The 19,443-nt window shown below is 53.9% G+C and carries 15 protein-coding genes and 1 pseudogene; 7 read left to right on the top strand and 9 right to left on the bottom strand.

The features are described from left to right. The first annotated feature begins 29 nt into the window (after positions 1-29). Positions 30-857, top strand: a complete 828-nt coding sequence (dkgA, locus tag BN2591_RS18930; RefSeq protein ID WP_086873398.1) for a 2,5-didehydrogluconate reductase DkgA — start codon at positions 30-32, stop codon at positions 855-857. Positions 858-946: 89 nt separating this feature from the next. Here the strand turns inward: dkgA and BN2591_RS18925 are convergent. From BN2591_RS18925 to BN2591_RS18905, 5 genes and pseudogenes are all read right to left on the bottom strand, one after another. Beyond that, a pseudogene (locus tag BN2591_RS18925) lies at positions 947-3,216 on the bottom strand (YgiQ family radical SAM protein). Between the two features lie 35 nt (positions 3,217-3,251). Further along, the gene (gene ftsP, locus BN2591_RS18920) at positions 3,252-4,664 is read right to left on the bottom strand and encodes a cell division protein FtsP (RefSeq protein ID WP_086873396.1); all 1,413 of its coding nucleotides are present in this window, start codon (positions 4,662-4,664) and stop codon (positions 3,252-3,254) included. Positions 4,665-4,735: 71 nt separating this feature from the next. Next, positions 4,736-5,473: a 1-acylglycerol-3-phosphate O-acyltransferase gene (gene plsC / locus BN2591_RS18915; RefSeq protein WP_086873395.1), complete on the bottom strand. Its 738-nt coding sequence runs from the start codon at positions 5,471-5,473 to the stop codon at positions 4,736-4,738. Positions 5,474-5,715: 242 nt separating this feature from the next. Further along, a complete protein-coding gene (gene parC / locus BN2591_RS18910; RefSeq protein ID WP_086873394.1) occupies positions 5,716-7,974 on the bottom strand; it encodes a DNA topoisomerase IV subunit A in 2,259 nt (752 codons plus the stop codon). Positions 7,975-8,092: 118 nt separating this feature from the next. Then, complete coding sequence (locus BN2591_RS18905) at positions 8,093-8,482, bottom strand: YgiW/YdeI family stress tolerance OB fold protein (RefSeq protein ID WP_086873393.1); 390 nt, start codon at positions 8,480-8,482, stop codon at positions 8,093-8,095. Between the two features lie 144 nt (positions 8,483-8,626). On the opposite strand from BN2591_RS18905, the gene qseB reads away from it, so the two are divergent. The 4 genes from qseB to BN2591_RS18885 all read left to right on the top strand — a co-directional run bounded on the left by qseB (position 8,627) and on the right by BN2591_RS18885 (position 11,667). After that, positions 8,627-9,286 (top strand): quorum sensing response regulator transcription factor QseB, encoded by a 660-nt coding sequence (gene qseB, locus BN2591_RS18900; protein WP_065370044.1) that lies wholly within the window; start codon positions 8,627-8,629, stop codon positions 9,284-9,286. Continuing rightward, positions 9,283-10,629, top strand: coding sequence for a quorum sensing histidine kinase QseC (gene qseC, locus BN2591_RS18895; protein WP_086873392.1), 1,347 nt, complete (start codon positions 9,283-9,285; stop codon positions 10,627-10,629). The genes qseB and qseC overlap by 4 nt, the downstream gene beginning before the upstream one ends. Before the next feature lie 107 nt (positions 10,630-10,736). Then, positions 10,737-11,318: an NAD(P)H-dependent oxidoreductase gene (locus BN2591_RS18890; protein ID WP_086873391.1), complete on the top strand. Its 582-nt coding sequence runs from the start codon at positions 10,737-10,739 to the stop codon at positions 11,316-11,318. A gap of 34 nt (positions 11,319-11,352) precedes the next feature. Further along, complete coding sequence (locus tag BN2591_RS18885) at positions 11,353-11,667, top strand: putative quinol monooxygenase (RefSeq protein WP_086873390.1); 315 nt, start codon at positions 11,353-11,355, stop codon at positions 11,665-11,667. Positions 11,668-11,707: 40 nt separating this feature from the next. Here BN2591_RS18885 and BN2591_RS18880 read toward each other — a convergent pair whose 3' ends face one another. The 3 genes from BN2591_RS18880 to BN2591_RS18870 are packed head-to-tail and all read right to left on the bottom strand — an operon-like array spanning position 11,708 to position 16,089. Further along, positions 11,708-12,898 carry a glycoside hydrolase family 88 protein gene (locus tag BN2591_RS18880; protein WP_086873389.1) on the bottom strand — a complete coding sequence of 397 codons (1,191 nt, stop codon included), beginning with the start codon at positions 12,896-12,898 and terminating at the stop codon, positions 11,708-11,710. 46 nt (positions 12,899-12,944) lie between these two features. Continuing rightward, a complete protein-coding gene (locus BN2591_RS18875) occupies positions 12,945-14,204 on the bottom strand; it encodes an oligosaccharide MFS transporter (RefSeq protein WP_086873388.1) in 1,260 nt (419 codons plus the stop codon). A gap of 58 nt (positions 14,205-14,262) precedes the next feature. Then, the gene (locus tag BN2591_RS18870) at positions 14,263-16,089 is read right to left on the bottom strand and encodes a DUF2264 domain-containing protein (protein WP_086873387.1); all 1,827 of its coding nucleotides are present in this window, start codon (positions 16,087-16,089) and stop codon (positions 14,263-14,265) included. A gap of 165 nt (positions 16,090-16,254) precedes the next feature. On the opposite strand from BN2591_RS18870, the gene BN2591_RS18865 reads away from it, so the two are divergent. Beyond that, positions 16,255-17,118 carry a helix-turn-helix transcriptional regulator gene (locus BN2591_RS18865; RefSeq protein ID WP_086873386.1) on the top strand — a complete coding sequence of 288 codons (864 nt, stop codon included), beginning with the start codon at positions 16,255-16,257 and terminating at the stop codon, positions 17,116-17,118. A 10-nt stretch (positions 17,119-17,128) separates the two neighbouring features. Here BN2591_RS18865 and BN2591_RS18860 read toward each other — a convergent pair whose 3' ends face one another. Continuing rightward, on the bottom strand, positions 17,129-18,877 hold the full coding sequence (locus tag BN2591_RS18860; RefSeq protein WP_086873385.1) for a hypothetical protein: 1,749 nt from the start codon (positions 18,875-18,877) through the stop codon (positions 17,129-17,131). A gap of 195 nt (positions 18,878-19,072) precedes the next feature. Here BN2591_RS18860 and BN2591_RS18855 point away from each other — a divergent pair, with 195 nt between their 5' ends. Continuing rightward, positions 19,073-19,402, top strand: coding sequence for a hypothetical protein (locus BN2591_RS18855; protein ID WP_086873384.1), 330 nt, complete (start codon positions 19,073-19,075; stop codon positions 19,400-19,402). The last annotated feature ends 41 nt before the right edge of the window (positions 19,403-19,443 follow it).

Raw genomic sequence — 19,443 nt, 5'->3', positions numbered from 1 at the left:
CCCGGTAAGCTTATTCAAAGGAGAAATGCATGACACATCCAACCGTGATTAAGCTTTCTGACGGCAACCTGATGCCGCAACTGGGTCTTGGCGTGTGGAAAGCGAGCAACGAGGAAGTGGTAACCGCCATCCAAAAGGCGCTGGAGGTGGGATATCGCTCCATTGATACCGCCGCCGCCTATCAGAACGAAGAGGGCGTTGGCAAAGCCTTAGCCAGCGCAGGCGTGCCGCGTGAGGAGTTGTTTATTACCACCAAGCTGTGGAATGACGATCAAAAACATCCCGCCGAGGCGCTGAAAACCAGCCTGAAAAAGTTACAACTGGATTACGTTGATCTCTATCTGATGCACTGGCCGGTTCCGGCTATCGATCATTACGTTGAAGCCTGGCAAGGGATGATCGAGCTGCAAAAACAGGGGCTGGTAAAAAGTATCGGCGTGTGCAATTTCGAGATCCACCACCTGCAAAAGATCATTGATGAAACCAACGTGATCCCGGTTATCAACCAGATCGAACTGCACCCGTTAATGCAGCAGCGGCAACTGCATGCCTGGAATGCGACGCATAAAATCCAGACCGAGTCATGGAGCCCGCTGGCACAGGGCGGCGAAGGGGTATTTGATCAGAAAATTATTCGCGATCTGGCGGATAAATACGGCAAAACACCTGCTCAGGTGGTGATCCGCTGGCATCTTGATAGCGGTCTGGTGGTGATCCCGAAATCGGTGACGCCGGCGCGTATCGCCGAGAACTTTAACGTCTGGGATTTCCGCCTTGATAAAGACGAGCTAGCGGAGATCGCCAAACTGGATGCCGGTAAACGACTGGGGCCAGACCCGGATCAGTTTGGGGGTTAAGTTTTTTCAGCAAGCCACAACACTGTCGTTGTCGCTTTTTTGCCTATAGAAAACAAAAATCCCGGCATCTCGCCGGGATTTTCATGTGTTTAGCGCACGCGTGAGGCTTTCTTCTTCGCCGGCGCAGCGGCAGCATTTTTACCGTTGCTGCGCTGATGCACAATCGGCGTGTGTTTGGTTAATGCCGGACGTGACTGGCGGTTCTGGCGGCGCGCTTCGCGCATTTCGTCAAGCGTAGGCGCAGGTACCAGGCATTCACGGCGTGAACCAATCAGGTGCTTTTTACCCATCGCTTCCAGCGCCTGGCGCAGCAGCGGCCAGTTGGCTGGATCGTGATAACGCAGCAGCGCTTTATGCAGGCGGCGCTGTTTATCCCCTTTCGGCACCACCACCTCTTCGCTCTTGTAATCGATCTTCGACAGCGGGTTTTTCCCGGTGTAATACATGGTCGTCGAGTTCGCCAGCGGCGACGGATAGAAGTTCTGCACCTGGTCTAAGCGGAAGCGGTGGCGCTTCAGCCACAGCGCCAGGTTCACCATATCTTCATCACGCGTGCCGGGATGCGCAGAGATAAAGTACGGGATCAGATACTGCTCTTTACCCGCCTCTTTAGAATAGGTATCGAACAACTGTTTAAAACGATCGTAACTGCCCATCCCCGGTTTCATCATCTTCGACAGCGGCCCCTCTTCGGTGTGCTCCGGGGCAATCTTCAGATAACCACCGACGTGGTGCGTCGCCAGCTCTTTCACATAACGCGGATCTTCCACCGCCAGATCGTAACGCACGCCGGAAGCGATGAGGATTTTCTTGATGCCTTTCAGATCGCGGGCGCGGCGATAGAGATCGATCGTCGGCTGATGGTTAGTGTCCATGTGCGGACAGATATCCGGATAAACACAGGAGAGACGACGGCAGGTCTGCTCGGCGCGCGGTGATTTACAGCGCAGCATATACATGTTGGCGGTTGGCCCGCCAAGATCGGAGATAACGCCGGTAAAACCAGGCACCGTATCGCGAATCGCTTCGATCTCGTTGATGATCGAGTCTTCGGAACGGCTCTGGATAATGCGCCCTTCATGCTCGGTGATCGAGCAGAAAGAGCAGCCGCCAAAGCAGCCGCGCATGATGTTAATCGAGAAGCGGATCATCTCGTAAGCCGGAATTCGGCTGTTACCGTACGCCGGGTGCGGTACGCGCTTGTACGGCAGTGCAAAAACGCTGTCCATCTCTTCAGTCGACAGCGGGATCGCCGGTGGGTTGATCCAGATATAACGGTCACCATGCTTTTGCAGCAGCGCACGGGCGCAACCGGGGTTCGTTTCGTGGTGCAGAATGCGCGACGCATGCGCGTAGAGCACTTTATCGGCTTTCACCTTCTCAAAGGAAGGCAGCAGCACGTAGGTTTTCTCCCACGGTTTCGGGCGCGGTGGCTGAACGGTAACGCGTTTTGCTTCCTGCGCTTTCGGCTCAACCGGTTTGTTATCGGCGCACGGCAGATCGTCGCCGTACGGATGCGGAATCGGATCGATTTTGCCCGGTGTATCAAGGCGCGTGGAATCCACGCCGCTCCAGCCAGGCAGCGCTTCTTTGACGATGATCGCGGTGTTACGCACATCGCGGATTTCACCGATCGGTTCACCGGCAGCGAGGCGGTGTGCCACTTCCACCAGCGGGCGCTCACCGTTACCGAACATCAGCATGTCGGCTTTGGCATCGATCAGCACCGATCGGCGCACCGTATCAGACCAGTAATCATAATGCGCGGTACGGCGCAGGCTGGCTTCGATGCCGCCGAGGATCACCGGCACATCTTTCCACGCTTCTTTACAGCGCTGGGTATAAACCAGCGTCGCGCGATCCGGGCGTTTACCGGCAACGTTATCCGGCGTGTAGGCATCGTCATGGCGCAGCTTACGATCGGCGGTGTAGCGGTTGATCATCGAGTCCATGTTGCCGGCGGTCACGCCGAAGAACAGGTTCGGTTTACCGAGGCGCATAAAGTCGTCTTTGCTGCTCCAGTCCGGCTGGGCGATGATGCCAACGCGAAAGCCCTGTGCTTCCAGCATACGGCCGCAAATCGCCATACCGAAACTCGGGTGGTCGACGTAAGCATCACCCGTCACCAGAATGATGTCGCAGCTATCCCAGCCAAGTTGATCCATCTCTTCGCGCGACATCGGCAAAAACGGCGCGGGGCCGAAGCAGGCCGCCCAGTACTGGGGCCATGAGAAAAGGTCACGATCCGGTTGGATCAGGGATATTGCGCTCATCTTGCTTCCAAAAGTGGTAAAAAAATCATCAAAGGGCGGCGATTATACGCCGTAATCTTGCACGAAATGAAGGAGGATTTTGTCAAGGCCTGATAAGCGCGTAGCCACCAGGCCAGGTCAGTTATGGCGCGGGATTTACCAGCAGTTGCCCCATCGAACCGCGATCGGCCATTTCCAGCGTCTGGCTGTGATACTGGAACGGGAAATGCGGCCACGAAGGCTGACCAAACCACACCAGCAACTCCACCTGCCCGTCAATCCAGACCGTATCTTTCCAGCCCCGATCTTCCGGGAAAGGCATCGCGCCATTCACGTTGCGAACCAGGAACATGACGCCTTCAATATGGAACGACTGCGGCATCTCTGCACGTACCGTCCAGCGCTCCCAGGTGCCCTGCTGGGCGGTAATATCGATACGCTGCGTGTCCCACAGCTGGCCGTTAATGCCCGGATCGCTACCCAGGGTAATGTCGCGGTTGCGGGTTGGCGTACCGGCCTGAATATCGGACGGCAACAGGCGCATCGGCAGCGTGTCGGTAACCAGCGGCAGCAGGCCGGTAGGTCGCAGCGTCAACACCAGCGTGGAGATCAAAATGCTCGACGGCTCAAAGAAACCGCGCAGGCGATCCATAATGCTCGCCGCTTCACCGCAGGTGATCGACACTTCATCGCCGTTGGTCATATCCACCAGCACTTCGCGCCGCTCGCCCGGTGCCAGTGAAAGTTGCTTAACCGAGACTGGCGCAGGCAAAAAACCCTGATCGCCAGCAATCACATGCAATGCCCGGCCATCACTCATTTGCAGTTGATAACGACGGGAGTTGGAAGCATTCAACAGGCGCAGGCGCACCCAGCCGCGAGAGACTTCGACATACGGGCTTTGCGCGCCATTGACCATCAGCGTATCACCGACAAACCCACCGCTACCCGGTTCGCTGTATTCCGGCGTGCCGAAATTATCCAGCCGTTTGTCCTGAATAATGACCGGGAAATCATCCACACCGTAGTGCTTAGGGATCGGCAGTGATTTGCTGAGATCATCTTCGACCAGCCACATTCCCGCCAGGCCGTTATACACCTGCAGTGCGGTACGGTTCGGCGTATTGGCGTGATACCACAGCGTTCCCGCGCTCTGGCGGATCGGCAGTACCGGCGCCCAGTCGTTATTGGCGGTCATCATGCGCGCCGCGCCGCCGATAAGCGGCCCCGGCACCTGCAAACCGCTCACGGTCATGGCCACGTTTTCCGCCAGCCGGTTGCTGTAAATCAGCTTAACGTCGTCGCCGTTCCAGACGCGGAGCGTCGGCCCAAGATAGCGCCCGTTGATGCCGGAAACCTGCGCCCGTGTGCCGGTGGCAAACGACCAGTGCGCGCGTTGTAAGGTCATAAACAGTGGCTGACCGCGCCGGGATTCCAGCAGCGGCGGAATGGGCAGCGGCGGTTGCGGCCCGGCAGCATTTGCCCTCAGCGGCACCGCGCCTGCACAAAGCGCAACCCCGGATGCCTGAAGAAACTGACGCCGACTGAGTGACATATTTGCTCCGTGAAAAACTAACTCAATGCGCCGGAGGCTTACTCTCCTCCGGTGTTGCGAAATAAAACAGATTAAACCCGGCCGGTTGCTTCGCGTTCTGCAACTTCTTTATCGAGCTCTGCAATTTTTGCCGCCATCAGTTCGCGACAGTGCGTCGCCAGCTGGCGTACCTGATCTTTACCAAATTGCGAAACATCTACCGGCGGCAGCATCTCGACAATCACCAGCCCGTTACGCAGCCGGTTAAGGTTAACTTTGTTCGCATTGTTGGAAACACACACCGGGATGATCGGAACACCGGCGGCAATCGCCGCATGAAACGCGCCGGTCTTAAACGGCAGCAAACCGCGACCGCGGCTGCGGGTGCCTTCCGGAAACATCCAGATGGAAATATTGCGTTTCTGGATCTGTTTCACCACTTCGGCAATGGTGCCGTGCGCTTTTGCGCGGTTATCGCGATCGATGAGCAGGTTGCCGGTCAGCCAGTAAAGCTGACCGAAGAATGGCACCCACAGCAGGCTTTTCTTACCGACAGTCACCGTTGGCGGCAGCACAATGCTGGAGGCGGTCACCATATCGTAGTTGCTCTGATGATTAGCAATATAGATAGCGTTGCCGAACTTTTCCGCGCCTGGCGGCAGACGGGTTTCGACTTTCAGCCCGAAGACCGGCGCAAGGCGACCGAACATATGACCGAAGGTAGCAACGTGTTTAGGATTACGCGGACTGAATAAACAATAGAGAGAACCGAATACGCACACCAGAATGGAGTAGATGACGACAATAATGACGCGAAAAATGAATAGCATAACAAACCTCTGAAGCCCATACCTTTGAGCATTATATGCACGCCAGAGCCCTCACGCTGAAGCTGGCTGTGTCGCCGTCGACCCGCAACGGGCCTGGGCTATTTTTTTAAAGGCCGCAGTAGGGTGTGCGGCCTTTAAAAAAACGTATTGTTAATCGCAATGCACGAATTAACAACGCTTTTACGGGAAATTTTCTCAGAAAGATCTCCCCACCGGGAAGGTGGGGAGCCTTACGGCGAAGATTACTCTTCGCTGTCGCCCGCGCCCTGGCGGGAAGGCGCGTCAATCTCAACGCGATCAATTTTTTGCAGGCCGCGCATCAACGTACCGCGACGCCCGCGCTCGCCCTGCACTTTTTGCAGCTCTTCGGGGCGCAGTTTGATTTTGCGTTTACCCACGTGGATGGTCAGCGTGCTTTGTGGCGGCAACAGATAGAGATGCGCAAGATTATCTGCGCCAGTCGCCGCGTCAGCGGAAGGGATACCGATAATCTTGTTACCTTTACCTTTCGACAACTGCGGCAGCTCGCTGACCGGGAACATCAGCATGCGGCCTGCGGCGGTGATCGCCAGCAGCATATCGCTGTCGTTCTCGATCTCCAGCGGCGGCATTACTTTGGCGTTTTCCGGCAGGCTGATCAGGGTTTTACCGGCACGGTTACGCGCCACTAAATCATTGAAGGTACAAACGAAGCCATAACCCGCATCGGACGCCATCAGCAGTTTTTGATCCTCGTTGCTCATCATCATATGCTCAACGGTCGCCCCCGGCGGCAGTGTCAGCTTACCGGTTAACGGCTCGCCCTGACCGCGTGCGGAAGGCAGCGTAATCGGATCGATAGCGTAGCTGCGCCCGGTGCTATCAATAAACACCACCGGTTGGTTGCTCTTGCCTTTCACGGAAGACTTCCAGCTATCGCCCGCTTTGTAGCTCAGCCCTTGCGCGTCAATATCGTGGCCTTTGGCGCTACGCACCCAGCCCATTTGCGACAGCACAATGGTCACCGGCTCAGACGGCTGCATATCGTGCTCGTTCATCGCTTTCGCTTCTTCACGCTCGTGTAGCGGTGAACGGCGATCGTCGCCAAATGCGTCGGCATCGGCTTGCAGCTCTTTTTTCAGCAGGTTGTTCATCTTGCGCTCGGAGGCCAGAATCGCCTGCAATTGATCGCGCTCTTTTGCAAGATCGTCCTGCTCACCGCGGATCTTCATCTCTTCCAGTCTGGCGAGATGGCGCAGTTTTAACTCAAGGATCGCTTCCGCCTGCGTTTCGCTGATGCCAAAGCGCGACATCAGCGCCGGTTTCGGCTCATCTTCCGTACGGATGATCTCGATGACTTCATCAATATTGAGAAACGCCACCAGCAAACCTTCGAGGATATGCAGGCGTTTGAGCACTTTCTCCAGCCGGTGATTCAGGCGGCGACGTACGGTGTCGCGGCGAAACGCCAGCCACTCGGTGAGGATCTCCAGCAGGTTTTTCACCGCCGGGCGACCATCCAGGCCGATCATGTTCAGGTTGATGCGGTAGCTTTTTTCCAGATCGGTGGTGGCGAACAGGTGGTTCATCACCTGCTCCATATCCACGCGGTTGGAGCGCGGCACGATCACCAGCCGCGTCGGGTTTTCATGATCCGACTCGTCACGCAAATCATCGACCATCGGCAGCTTTTTATTGCGCATCTGGCTGGCGATTTGCTCCAGCACGCGCGCGCCAGAAACCTGGTGCGGCAGCGCGGTAATAACTACTGCGCCATCCTCTTTTTTCCACACCGCGCGCATACGCACCGAACCGCGACCGTTCTGGTAGATTTTGCGGATTTCAGCGCGGGAGGTGATGATTTCCGCTTCGGTTGGATAGTCTGGCCCCTGCACGATATCCAGCAGCTCATCAAGCGTGGTTTTCGGTTGTTCAATCAGGGTAATCGCCGCGTTGGCCACTTCGCGCAGGTTATGCGGCGGAATATCCGTTGCCATACCGACTGCAATACCGGTCGTACCGTTGAGCAGGATATTCGGCAGGCGCGCAGGCAGCATTTTCGGCTCCTGCATCGTGCCGTCGAAGTTCGGCACCCAGTCAACGGTGCCTTGGCCCAGTTCGCTCAACAGCAGTTCGGCGTATTTGGACAGACGGGATTCGGTGTAACGCATCGCCGCAAAGGACTTCGGATCGTCCGGCGCCCCCCAGTTACCCTGGCCGTCGACCAGCGGGTAACGGTAAGAGAACGGCTGCGCCATCAACACCATCGCTTCATAGCAGGCGCTGTCGCCGTGCGGATGGTATTTACCCAGCACGTCGCCCACGGTACGGGCGGATTTTTTGAACTTCGCGCTGGCGTTCAGCCCCAGTTCTGACATTGCGTAAACGATGCGACGCTGAACGGGTTTCAGGCCATCACCGATAAACGGCAACGCCCTGTCCATGATGACGTACATGGAGTAGTTCAGGTATGCGTTTTCCGTAAATTCATGCAGCGCAAGGCGCTCTGCCATATCGCTCATTAATCGTGATTCCTCAACGTATGCGCCCGCCTGTGCGGCGGCAATATTGCCGCAGATACTACCTTATCTGCGGCGAGGAGTCATAGCGATGAGCGATTTTTTCGCGCGCGTTTAGCGCTTACTGCGTGACTTTGCGGATCTCTTTGACATCGATTTCGACTGAATTCCAGTCTTTATCGACTTCGCCCTGGATCTCTACCGTATCTTGTGGCCCAACGGTCACGCCGTTCCAGCGCTTGTGGTTAATATCGACATTGATGGTGCCGGTCGAATCTTTGAACAGATAGGTATCATCAGAGATGCGCTCGACAATATTACCGCGCAGCGTCACCCAGGCGTCGTCGCGCAGTGATTTCGCGCTTTCAACGGTTGCTTTGCTGCCGTTCGGCCCGGTAAAACCGCCGCTTTGCGAGGTTACGCCCGGTCCGGTAAAGCCGCCAGGATTCGCCGCGAAAACGGGGGCGGAACAGAGTGTGAGAACAGCGACAAGTGCAGCAATCTTTTTCATGTTTTATCTCCCTTACGATGGTTAACGTCCATTTAACCCGTCACTCCTTAACGACTTCTTAACGGGAAAAAAGATTTATTTCCGCTGTACATTGTCGACCAGCAACGGTTTTACTGCCAATAACATGGAGTAAAAGGAGGCAAAATGCGCATCTTACTGGTGGAAGATGACACGCTCATCGGTGACGGTTTAAAAGCCGGGCTGGGGAAAAAAGGCTTCAGCGTCGACTGGTTTACCGATGGCAAACAAGGCAAGGCAGCCCTGTTTAGCGCGCCGTATGATGCGGTGATCCTCGACTTAACGCTGCCCGGCATCGACGGGCTGGATATTCTGCGCGACTGGCGCGAAAAAAAACGTACGGAACCGGTGTTGATCCTCACCGCGCGCGATGCCATCGACCAGCGCGTTGAGGGGTTGCGCCTCGGCGCAGATGATTATCTGTGCAAACCCTTTGCGCTGGTTGAAGTGGCGGCCAGGCTCGAAGTGCTTATTCGCCGCCGCCACGGGCAGACGCAAAGCCTGCTGCGCCACGGCAATATTACGCTCGATCCCGGCAATCTGGTCGCCACGCTTGACGGCGAAACGCTGGTGCTAAAACCGAAAGAGTTCGCCCTGCTGGAGCTGCTACTGCGCAATGCCGGGCGCGTTTTGCCGCGTAAATTAATCGAAGAGAAACTTTATACCTGGGATGACGACGTCACCAGCAACGCGGTGGAAGTGCATGTCCACCATTTACGCCGCAAGCTCGGTACAGCGTCTATCCGCACCGTTCATGGCATCGGTTATACCCTGGGAGACGCATGAAACTGACCCGTCCGCTGAGTTTACGCCTGCGCCTGACGATGCTCTTTTTGCTGCTGTCGATGGTCGCCTGGCTCAGCGCCAGTCTCGCTGCCTGGCAGCAAACCCGCGATAAACTCGACAAACTGTTTGATACCCAGCAAATGCTGTTCGCCAAACGGCTCAGCGTGATGGAGTTTGAGCCGCTGAAAAACGCCGCGCCGTCGCTCGGTAAAAAGAAGATCAAACACGGTCATCTGGATGATGATGCGCTGGCTTTCGCTATCTATTCGACCGACGGCAACATGCTGCTGAACGACGGCGAAAACGGCAAAGCAATCCCTTACAACTACCGGCGGGAAGGGTTTGCAAATGGGCAGCTACGTGATGATGACGACCAATGGCGTTTTCTGTGGCTTACTGCGCCGAACGGGAAATTCCGTGTGGTAGTCGGCCAGGAGTGGGATTATCGCCACGAGATGGCGCTGGAGATTATCACCTCGCAGCTCACGCCGTGGCTCATCGCCCTGCCGCTGATGCTGGTGCTATTGATCGTGTTGCTGAGCCTTGAATTGCGGCCGCTGAAAAAACTGGCGCAGGCGCTACGCTCACGGGCGCCGGATCGTGCCGATCCGCTCAGTAATGAGGGCGTTCCCAATGAAGTGCGCCCGTTAGTGGATGCGCTGAACCAACTCTTTGATCGTACGCAGAATATGATGCAGCGTGAACGGCGCTTTACTTCCGATGCCGCACATGAGTTACGCAGCCCGCTGGCGGCGCTGAAAGTGCAAACCGAGGTCGCGCAGCTTTCCGATGATGATCCCGCCGCACAGCAAAAGGCTCTTGCCCAGTTGCACGTCGGAATCGATCGCGCCACACGTCTGGTGGATCAATTACTGACACTTTCCAGGCTCGACTCCCTGAGCAACCTTGATGATGTGGAAGAGGTTTCGCTGGCTTCCCTGCTGCAATCCGCAGTGATGGAGATTTACCCTACCGCGCAGCAAGTCGGTATCGATATACGCCTGCATCTTAATGCTCCTGCGGTCAGCCGCCAGGCGCAACCGCTTTTGTTGAGTTTGCTGGTGCGTAACCTGCTGGATAATGCCATTCGCTACAGCCCGCCAGGCAGCGTGGTTGATGTGACGCTGAGAGCTACTGAGTTTAGCGTTCGCGATAATGGCCCCGGTATTGACGATGAAGCGCTGGCGCGCATTGGCGAGCGTTTTTACCGCCCGCCGGGACAAACGCAAACCGGCAGTGGGCTGGGGTTATCGATTGTGCAGCGCATTGCCCGCCTGCATCACATGCGCGTCGCGTTTGGCAATCATCCGCAAGGCGGTTTTATCGCGCAGGTGAGCTGGTAGCGGCGTTTATTGCGGCTCAAGCAAAAGTCTTTGCACGTTTTGCCAATTTTTCCGCACCGTTGGTCCGGTTAAAATCGCGGTCAAACGCATTTAACCGAGGATCTCTCATGAGCAATATCTTAATTATCAACGGTGCGAAGAAATTCGCTCACTCTAACGGCCAGCTGAATGACACCCTGACCGAGGTCGCGGAAAGTTTTCTGCGCGACGCCGGGCATGATGTTAAAACCGTTCGTACCGACGGCGATTACGACATCAAAGCGGAAGTGGATAACTTCCTGTGGGCTGACACCATTATCTGGCAGATGCCAGGCTGGTGGATGGGCGCGCCATGGACCGTTAAAAAATATATGGACGATGTGTTTACTGAAGGCCACGGTTCACTGTACGCCAGCGATGGACGCACACGTTCTGACGCCTCGAAAAAATACGGTTCTGGCGGTTTGATTCAGGGCAAAACCTATATGCTGTCGCTGACCTGGAACGCGCCGATGGAAGCCTTTACCGATGAAGAACAGTTCTTCCACGGAGTTGGCGTTGATGGTGTTTACCTGCCGTTCCACAAAGCGAACCAGTTCCTTGGTATGGACGCGCTGCCGACCTTTATCGTTAACGACGTGATTAAAATGCCGGACGTGCCGCGCTATATCGCAGAATATCGCAAGCATCTCGGTGAGATTTTTGCTTAACTGTGAAGCTGGACTTATAGGGAGTAGGTTAATCATGTTGACAGTAATTGCAGAAATCCGTACCCGTCCAGGACAGCATCACCGCCAGGCGGTACTCGATGAGTTCGCGAAAATTGTGCCTGTGGTATTGCAGGAAGAGGGTTGCCACGGCTACGCGCCGCTGGTCGATCACGCGGCTAATGTGAGTTTCCAGGCGACTGCACCGGACTCGATCATGATGGTGGAACAGTGGGAAAGCGTTGCACATCTTGAAGCGCACCTGCAAACACCGCATATGAAAGCCTGGAGTGAAGCAGTAAAAGGCGACGTGCTTGAGACGCATATCCGCATCCTGGAAGCGGGTCTCTAAGCGTTTGTCCCTCTCCGTTTAAAGAGAGGGACACTGCTTTTCACCAGTAGAGTTTCCAGCTCTGCGAAAAGCGCATCAGCGCTTCCACATAGAAGTAATCTCCCCAGCTACAACACTCATCAACGCCCTTATTGCTCGCCAGGTGATACACGGAATGTTTCAGCAATCCGTTGGTCGCTTCGTTTTTACCCGCCAGATAGTGTTTATTAAGCGACGACATAATGCGCATTGCCCATTGCTGATAGCGTTCTCTGTCCGGATCGGTTACGGGCAGATGCTTAACCAGCTCCAGCAGGCCGCATACCGCAATCGCCGCCGATGACGAATCGCGCAGCGCATCGGTGCCCACCAGCGCCAGATCCCAGTGGCACACCGCATCTTCCGGCAAGCGGTTGAGAAAGTAGTTCGCCAGCCGTTTCGACAGCGCCACCATCTGCCGATCACCGGTGTAGATAAAGCTCAGCAGAAAACCGTAAATCCCCCACGCCTGCCCGCGCGACCAGCAGGAATCATCCGCGTAGCCCTGCTGCGTATTGCCATAACGCGGCGCACCGGTGTCGATATCCATATAGTAGGTGTGAAACGTGGAGGCATCTTCGCGAATCAGGTATTTCGCCGCCTGCCGCACATGGGCTTGTGCCGCATCAGCAAAGCGCCGATCCCCGGTCTGTTCGGTCGCCCAGTAGAGCAGCGGCAGGTTCATATTGCAGTCGATGATCATCCGACCGGCCTGTTCGGGATCGCGCAGATCGCCCCACGCCTGGATAATCTGCGCTTTGTGGTGGAAGCGCTCCAGCAGCACTTCTGCCGCCAGCAGGGCGAAAGCGCGCGCATCGCGATTGCCAGTCAGCCGCCAGCTTGCCACGCACGAAAGCGTATATAAGAAGCCGAGATCGTGAGTGTTAGTGTCGCTGCGCCCGGCAATGCGCAGGCCGAACGAGCGCACATGGCGCTCTGCCAGCGCACGGAACGGCTCATCACCGCTCATTTCCCACGCCAGCCAAAGCTGCCCGGTCCAGAAACTGGTGGTCCACTCAACATTGTCGGTTAACGGGTAATAACCCTGCACGCAGGTTTCGGCGGGAAAATATTCTCCGAATTCCGTTAAATGACGGCGAATCAGTTCAAGGGTATGGCTACGCGCAGAAGCAATTTCATCTTTAAATACCTGCGCATCCACAGGTGCGCCGGGATAATCGCGTAACGTTTCCTCAACGATTTTACTTAACATATTTCGGTTCCTTGTTGGTGCATAATTTAAAATAGCCGTTAACGCGTTAGTTATTTCCCGCAATATCCAGGGTGCTATGCTGACGCCATTTACTCTGGCAGGCCGATAACGTAAACAGGGAAATTAATGTGAAGGTCAGCGCCACGCAGCCCATAATAATATAGGTATTTTCAAAACCAATACGGTCATACAAAATACCGGCCGGGGAAGAGACCACAACGTTACCGACATATAACATGGCCTGGTAGCCTAATAAATACATGGTGGCATTAACGCGTTTATCGAAATGTTCAGCAATATATTTAAATACCGATACCAGCAGCAGACAAATCTCAAGACCGTATAACGGTTTTAATACTGAAATAAGCAGATGCGATTCGCACAGCCCGGAAATAATCAACCGCGCGCCCACCACCAGCCCGACAATCAATAACCCGCGTTTCGCGCCGATGAAATTCACAAACAGCGGGATCACCATATACATGACGAATTCCATGCCGGACTGTACCGTGCCCAGGTAACCAAACACGGCGTTGCCCTGATGAACGTCGTCAAAGAAGGTGACGAAATAGCGGGAGAACTGCTGCTCGGCGATAAACATCATCCACGCTACACCGGCAACATAGAGACAGAAAGCCCAGAATTTGCGGTTACGCAGCAGGGCGTAGACATCTGCCGGGGCGATTTTCTCCTTGGTCAGCACCTCGCTGGCGTTGGCGGCGTTAACGTTGACTTTCAGGCTCAGCAACACCGCCAGCATAATAAGCGACGCGACCGATCCCATGATGAAGTTATACGCCGGTGAGAGGTTAAACAGCAGGCCGGAGAACGAGGACGCCACCGCCCAACCGAGCGAGCCCCACATCCTGATTTGGCCAAACTCCATGCCGTTTAAGCGGCTGTAGCGGTCGGTATAAGATTCGCAGGCGGCGACACCCGCATACCAGGCAAAACTTAAATAGATAGCCCCGACAATAATGCCCAGCAAAGTATTAGAAATTAATAACGGTTGATAAACGTAGATAAAAAAGGGCGCCATTAATGCCGACATCAGCACGACAAAATAGAGCAAATATTTGCTCATGCCGATTTTATCCAGAATATAACCGTAGATCGGTTTTAAAATAACGGAAAAGATGCCATTAATGGCAAACACCGTACCAATCACTGTGCCGCTAAGATTGGCTTTTTGTCCTAACCAGATAGCCAGCAGACCGATACTTGCCGACCAGGTAAAAAAATAGAGAAAGATAAAGCTACTGATTTTGTAATATTCGGCTTTATTATTTATGGTGATCTTTTCCATACTATCCTCGACGAAAGCATGTAGGGTTCAGAGTTCATAGCCCGGCCGTAACCGGGAATTAAAAGGCAATAACAATATTGTTTTTCTGCTCCGGTGTATTAATTACCAGCGCCTGTTCTTCGATGTGCAACTGCGGTAAGACAAAATCAAAAGCCTGCTCCGTAATAGCAGCCTGAACCGCACAGGCCAGCCACTGCCTGCCCGGCGCAATATTTCCACGCAGCACCGGGATTGACGCGCAAGGAGAAAACATAATGTTGCTGTTGGGCGGTGTGACCACGCTATCGGCTTCACGCGGCGCAGTGCCCGCTAATTCAAAGATGCCGCTAACGCCATTTTCCGCGCTCACCAGGCTACCGCCCTGCTCGTTGCGGTGCGGCGCTTTCAGCACCGCGAAACCGCCCTCCACGCTTTGCAAATGACGTGCGGAATCAATGCGATGCACGCGCAAGTGCCAGTCACCGCACGGTATAAGCCAGCTTGCGATATGCACGTCTGCCCACGGCGACCAGCGCGAGAAAATCGCCTGTTCTGTCACAACCACCTCGTCGCACTCACGGCGACCACGAAAATAGTTATCTCCTTCACTGAGCAGCAACATCGAATCGCAGGCGGCGTGTTTAATTCCGTACCGCCCGCGTTCAATGGTGAAACCAAAACGGCTGGAGTAGGCAAACTTGGTGTACTTCGCCTCGGTATTGACGTAGTTGTTCAGCTCCAGTTGGCCGGCGGTGAGCATCCAGACATGCCGCGAGCGATCGCTGTGGACAATGATCTGCCCGGCAGGCGCAATCGTACGCTGCGTGTTTAGCGCAGGCAGCGGCAGTTCTGGTGCTTGCCAGAAATCGTCTGATGACGGCAACGCCAGAATCAGGAAAACTTTCAGCGCCCAGTATGGCGAGCCCGGCGAATTGTAGTCTTCACACATCGCGAGGTTCGGGTAGGCGAAACCGAGCGTTAAAATGCCGTCGCGATCGAAAATCGGCTGCTGTAACCACCAGCGCAAATGGCGCAGGACAACCCCTTTCACCACGCCAGGTGAAAACACCGCCAGCCCGGAAAAGGCCACCGCACTCCAGAAGGCCACCATCGCGAAACGGTACGTCAGGCTGCGGCCAAAAGGCACTGATTCGCCCTGCGCCGCTGACATATAGATAAAATCTTCGGCAAAAAGTGTTGCCCGCTCGCGCAGCGTCGCCGCGCGCGATGCATCGTCTTCCCCATTCAGCGTGGCGTAAATCAACCCGTAAAAATGAAACGCCATTGAGATGTAGTAATCTTTTGGTCGTCCTGGGCCATCGGAATACCAACCGTCGCCAAGGTAGTAGGCATCCATCATGCGAAAACGCCGTTCAATGGCTGCGGCATCCCAGGGTAATCCGGCGCGTTTAAAACCAAGCTGCACCATGATGGCGAAAAAATTCCAGTTGCTGTCAGGCATCTGCGCGTCGGTGATTTGGTTCAGCCACTGGTGCAGATTGCGGACATCCGCTTCGCTCAGCAACGCGGTCAATTTATCGCCCAGCAGCGCCAGCCCCAGACCATAAGCCGCCATCTCCACCAGCCGCTGATCGTAGGGTTCTGTTGCCCCCCAGTAGCCCGCGCTTTGTGGATCGACGCCGCGTTTGATCGCCGCCAGATATTTGTGGCTGAAGGGTTCTGCGTCGCCGCCTGCCATTAACGGAAACAGCCCCCACAACGCGCGGGACAGCCCTTCCATTTCGGCAATCGCATCGCTGTAATGCGCGCTGGTGGCTCCCAGCGAGAAATGCGACGCCCCTTCAGGAAACTGTTTATCCAGCGCCGCCAGCATCTGCTTCAACGCGCCGACCACATCGTCACGGGATGACAATGGATTTGATGTTTTCACTTCCGCCGCCTGCATAGCGTTCTCTCCCTCATGGTGTGGCTGAAGGATAGTTAATGAACAACCGCCGGAAATGTTAGCTCTGTCACATCGGCATGCTTTGCCTGAACCCACTGTTGAGAAAATTTAAAACCGTGGTTTATAAATGTGCCTTGCGGGGTAAAAATTGAGATGGGTTGCACTATGACGACACCATTGCAGAACGAACGTCTTGAACTGATCACGTTAAACGATGCAGTGGTATCGTTTAGCCGACTTTTCGCCAATACCGTACGCTACCATCACTGGCACCAGTGTCTGGAGGTGCTGTATGTAGAAGAGGGTTTTGGTGTGGTGATGGTTGATAACCGCCAGTACACCATGCGGCCGGGGCGGCTCTTTTTCTTTCCGCCTTTCACCATCCATAAAGTGATGGTGGATGAGCAAGCGCAGGCTATCTATCGCCGCACCATTATTCACGTTGATCACCACGCCGTGCTGCAAAATCTGCGCGCGTTCCCGCACAATCACCAGCGATTGCAGCATCTCGCTTTACGCGGTGGCCCGGCGGTGGTAATGGATGTCGCGGCGATTCACCCGCATATCGACCACCTGTTTAGCAGCTACGCGAGGCTTGCCGAAAACCACAGTCTGAATGGCGAGCAGGTCGCCTGTTTGTTGCTTAATCTATTGAGTATGTTGCCAGAAGATAAGCAGAAATTACCGGATGAACGCAACGGCATTGCCACACCGGTGATGTTCTGGCTGGAGGAGAATTACCGGCAGAAATTCAGCCTTGCGCGGCTGGCGCAGGAGTTGGGCAAATCCCGCAGCTATGTCTCGCGCCGTTTCCATTTTGAGACCGGCGAACCCATCCACCAGTATCTGAACACCCTGCGCTTGCGCAAAGCATGCGACTTGTTACTGCATAGCGCACTGGCCATTCACCATATCGCCAGCGAAGTGGGGTTTTCCGATGTGACTTACTTTATCAGCGCGTTTAAGAAAGGCATTGGCGAAACGCCGCTGCAATACCGGAAAAGCCGGGCTACTTCTGCTGAGGCATAGGTGCTCATGCTTAGCGCCCACCAGCATTTTTCATCGGCAACCTAAAGCTATTAATCAATTCCCTGGCCGCTTTTTTCCCCAGTTGAAAACGGCTTACAGAAACCGGCTCGTCATACCACGCATCGATTTGCTGCAGGCATTTATCATCGGTGATTTTTACTGCCCCCCACGCCTTCTCATAGTGGTAATGCATACCCCATAACAACTCTTCGAGTTTTTTCAGTTTATTATCCAGCGTGACATGGGAAAGATAGTGCCGCAGTAAGTGGCCATCAAAAAGATCGAGCGCGGCCTGAATATTGCCCACGACATCCTCTTTATTATTATGTGGCAGGATTTTCGCCGGGTTCCCGGCACCATAACCCGCAGCAGTAAACATATTTTGCTGGGGTAAAAGCATATTAATGACTATCGCCTTTTTCAGATCGATATGAATTTTTTCAGGTGAGATATCAGCATGCGTAAGCTGAGAAAAATCATCGCCGCAGGATTTTTTCAGCTGCGAAAAGAGGGCAATAATTCCCGCAAGAGAGGGAACAAAATCTTCACAGAAAAAATATCCCCAGCATTTAAAGCCCGGCGACAGTTCATTTAGCTTTTCAAGTACGGCAGCATATTTTTGTTTAATCGTTGCGACATCAGGATCATCAAAAACATTCATACCATTAAGAATCGATAATAAATCAGAGTTTCTTTGCGCTTCATTTCTTTTGCAGCCTTGCAAATCCGTATCAATAGCAGTTCGTATAGTATACAACGCGCGAAATAATTCAGAGTCTGCCAAAAGCCAGGCATGATAATTCACATAAATTGATAAGGCACTTTTGAGTCTGGTGTGCGGATCGACATTATCCAGCGACTCAATTTTGGGCTGTTCAGAAAATAAAAATGCCTCACGCGTTTTATCTTCTTTATTGATTTCATAGAACTGAGTAATAACGTTCTTTATCTCATCAATCTTCTCTTGTGCGCGAGTAATAAAGCGCGTATCGGCAAACCCTACTTCGGTTTCATAAGGGTATTTATCACATAATTGCTTAAAAAACTGCTGCTTGCCAATGCCGGGAGCTTTTCGTTGGCTCTCAAAAGCAAATGTCGCGAGGATACCTGCACAATTTTTAAGAGTTAACGCGGTTTTTCCTTCACTCAGCGTTTCCAGGCCATCTTGCTTGCCGACAACCGCCACAGCCCATTTCAACGCCTGGCGGAAAGAGGTTTTCTTGTCATCGTAATAAACAGAAATATAACCGCTCTGTTTGTCTATTTGACACGAGATACGATTACAGAACAGCAGATTATCCTTACGAATTAACTCCAGCGGACGCAGCTTTTGCAATATGTCTGCGAGTGCTTGCTCATCAAAAAACGTAAAGCCTTTTGTCAGATGGTGCACGGAAAAATAATTTTCAAGCAGTAACTCGGCACTTAATTTCTTTCTGAGCGCTTCGGATAAAATATCTAATGACAGAACGAGGTTCCTATCCATTTTCATCATCCTGACATAGCGCGGAATATCCGTATGCGCGGCTTTTCCTGCAAGGACAAAATAGATTTGCTGCGCCTTATATGGATGATGCTCAGTCAAATATAAATTGATCGCATTCCATAAATCCGTCTTTGCGGGAATGGAACTCTGCACAACCATTTTTTCCAGGTAATCAATGCCCTCAACCTGGCTTTTATATTTTTGCAGCGCCGCGTGGTAATAGATGCCGGTTTCGAAGATTTTCGTAATTCTTTCCTGAATGTCGATTACCACGTCATAAGCCTCCGTAAAAGTAGCGCCGGGATCGATCAGCCAATCACCGTGCAGCTAACACACTTAAAGATAAATAACAATACTGAAAAAATAATTTCCTGTGGCATACCAACCCCTTTGCCAGCGGGCTACATTGGCGGCGCTGACTGATTGTACCGTCAGCGCAATCAATCATGTACATGAAAAGGGGGACTTATGTCCGATAAAGCAAAAAGCAATCTGCCGCAGGTAGCGGCGCAGGAAGGCGAATGGCTGTCAGGCTCGCAAAGCGCTGGAGGTGGCGGTGGAGGTTCGTATCTGGACGGGTTTAAAGACGGTTTAGCCGTTGGGGTTCAGAGCGGATTTAACGAAGCGGTGAATCAGTTCAACGACATCTTGCCGCAACTTATTCAGCAAGAGTTGATGAAACTGCCACAGTTGAAAAGCGCCCTGTCAGACGGGTTGCGCCACGGCAGCCCGAACTGCGGCCGCGCACTGGTCAATATCTATCGCTACGAGAAGAGCAACTATCCCAAACTGAACTGATGGTGAAAGTGGCTGCGTTGCACACTCTGCTTACTTACCCG

The sequence above is a fragment of the Kosakonia pseudosacchari genome, from assembly GCF_900184035.1.
GTDB lineage: Bacteria > Pseudomonadota > Gammaproteobacteria > Enterobacterales > Enterobacteriaceae > Kosakonia > Kosakonia pseudosacchari.
The sequence above is the reverse complement of the archived record's forward strand: the minus strand, read 5'-3'. Positions and strand labels throughout refer to the sequence as shown.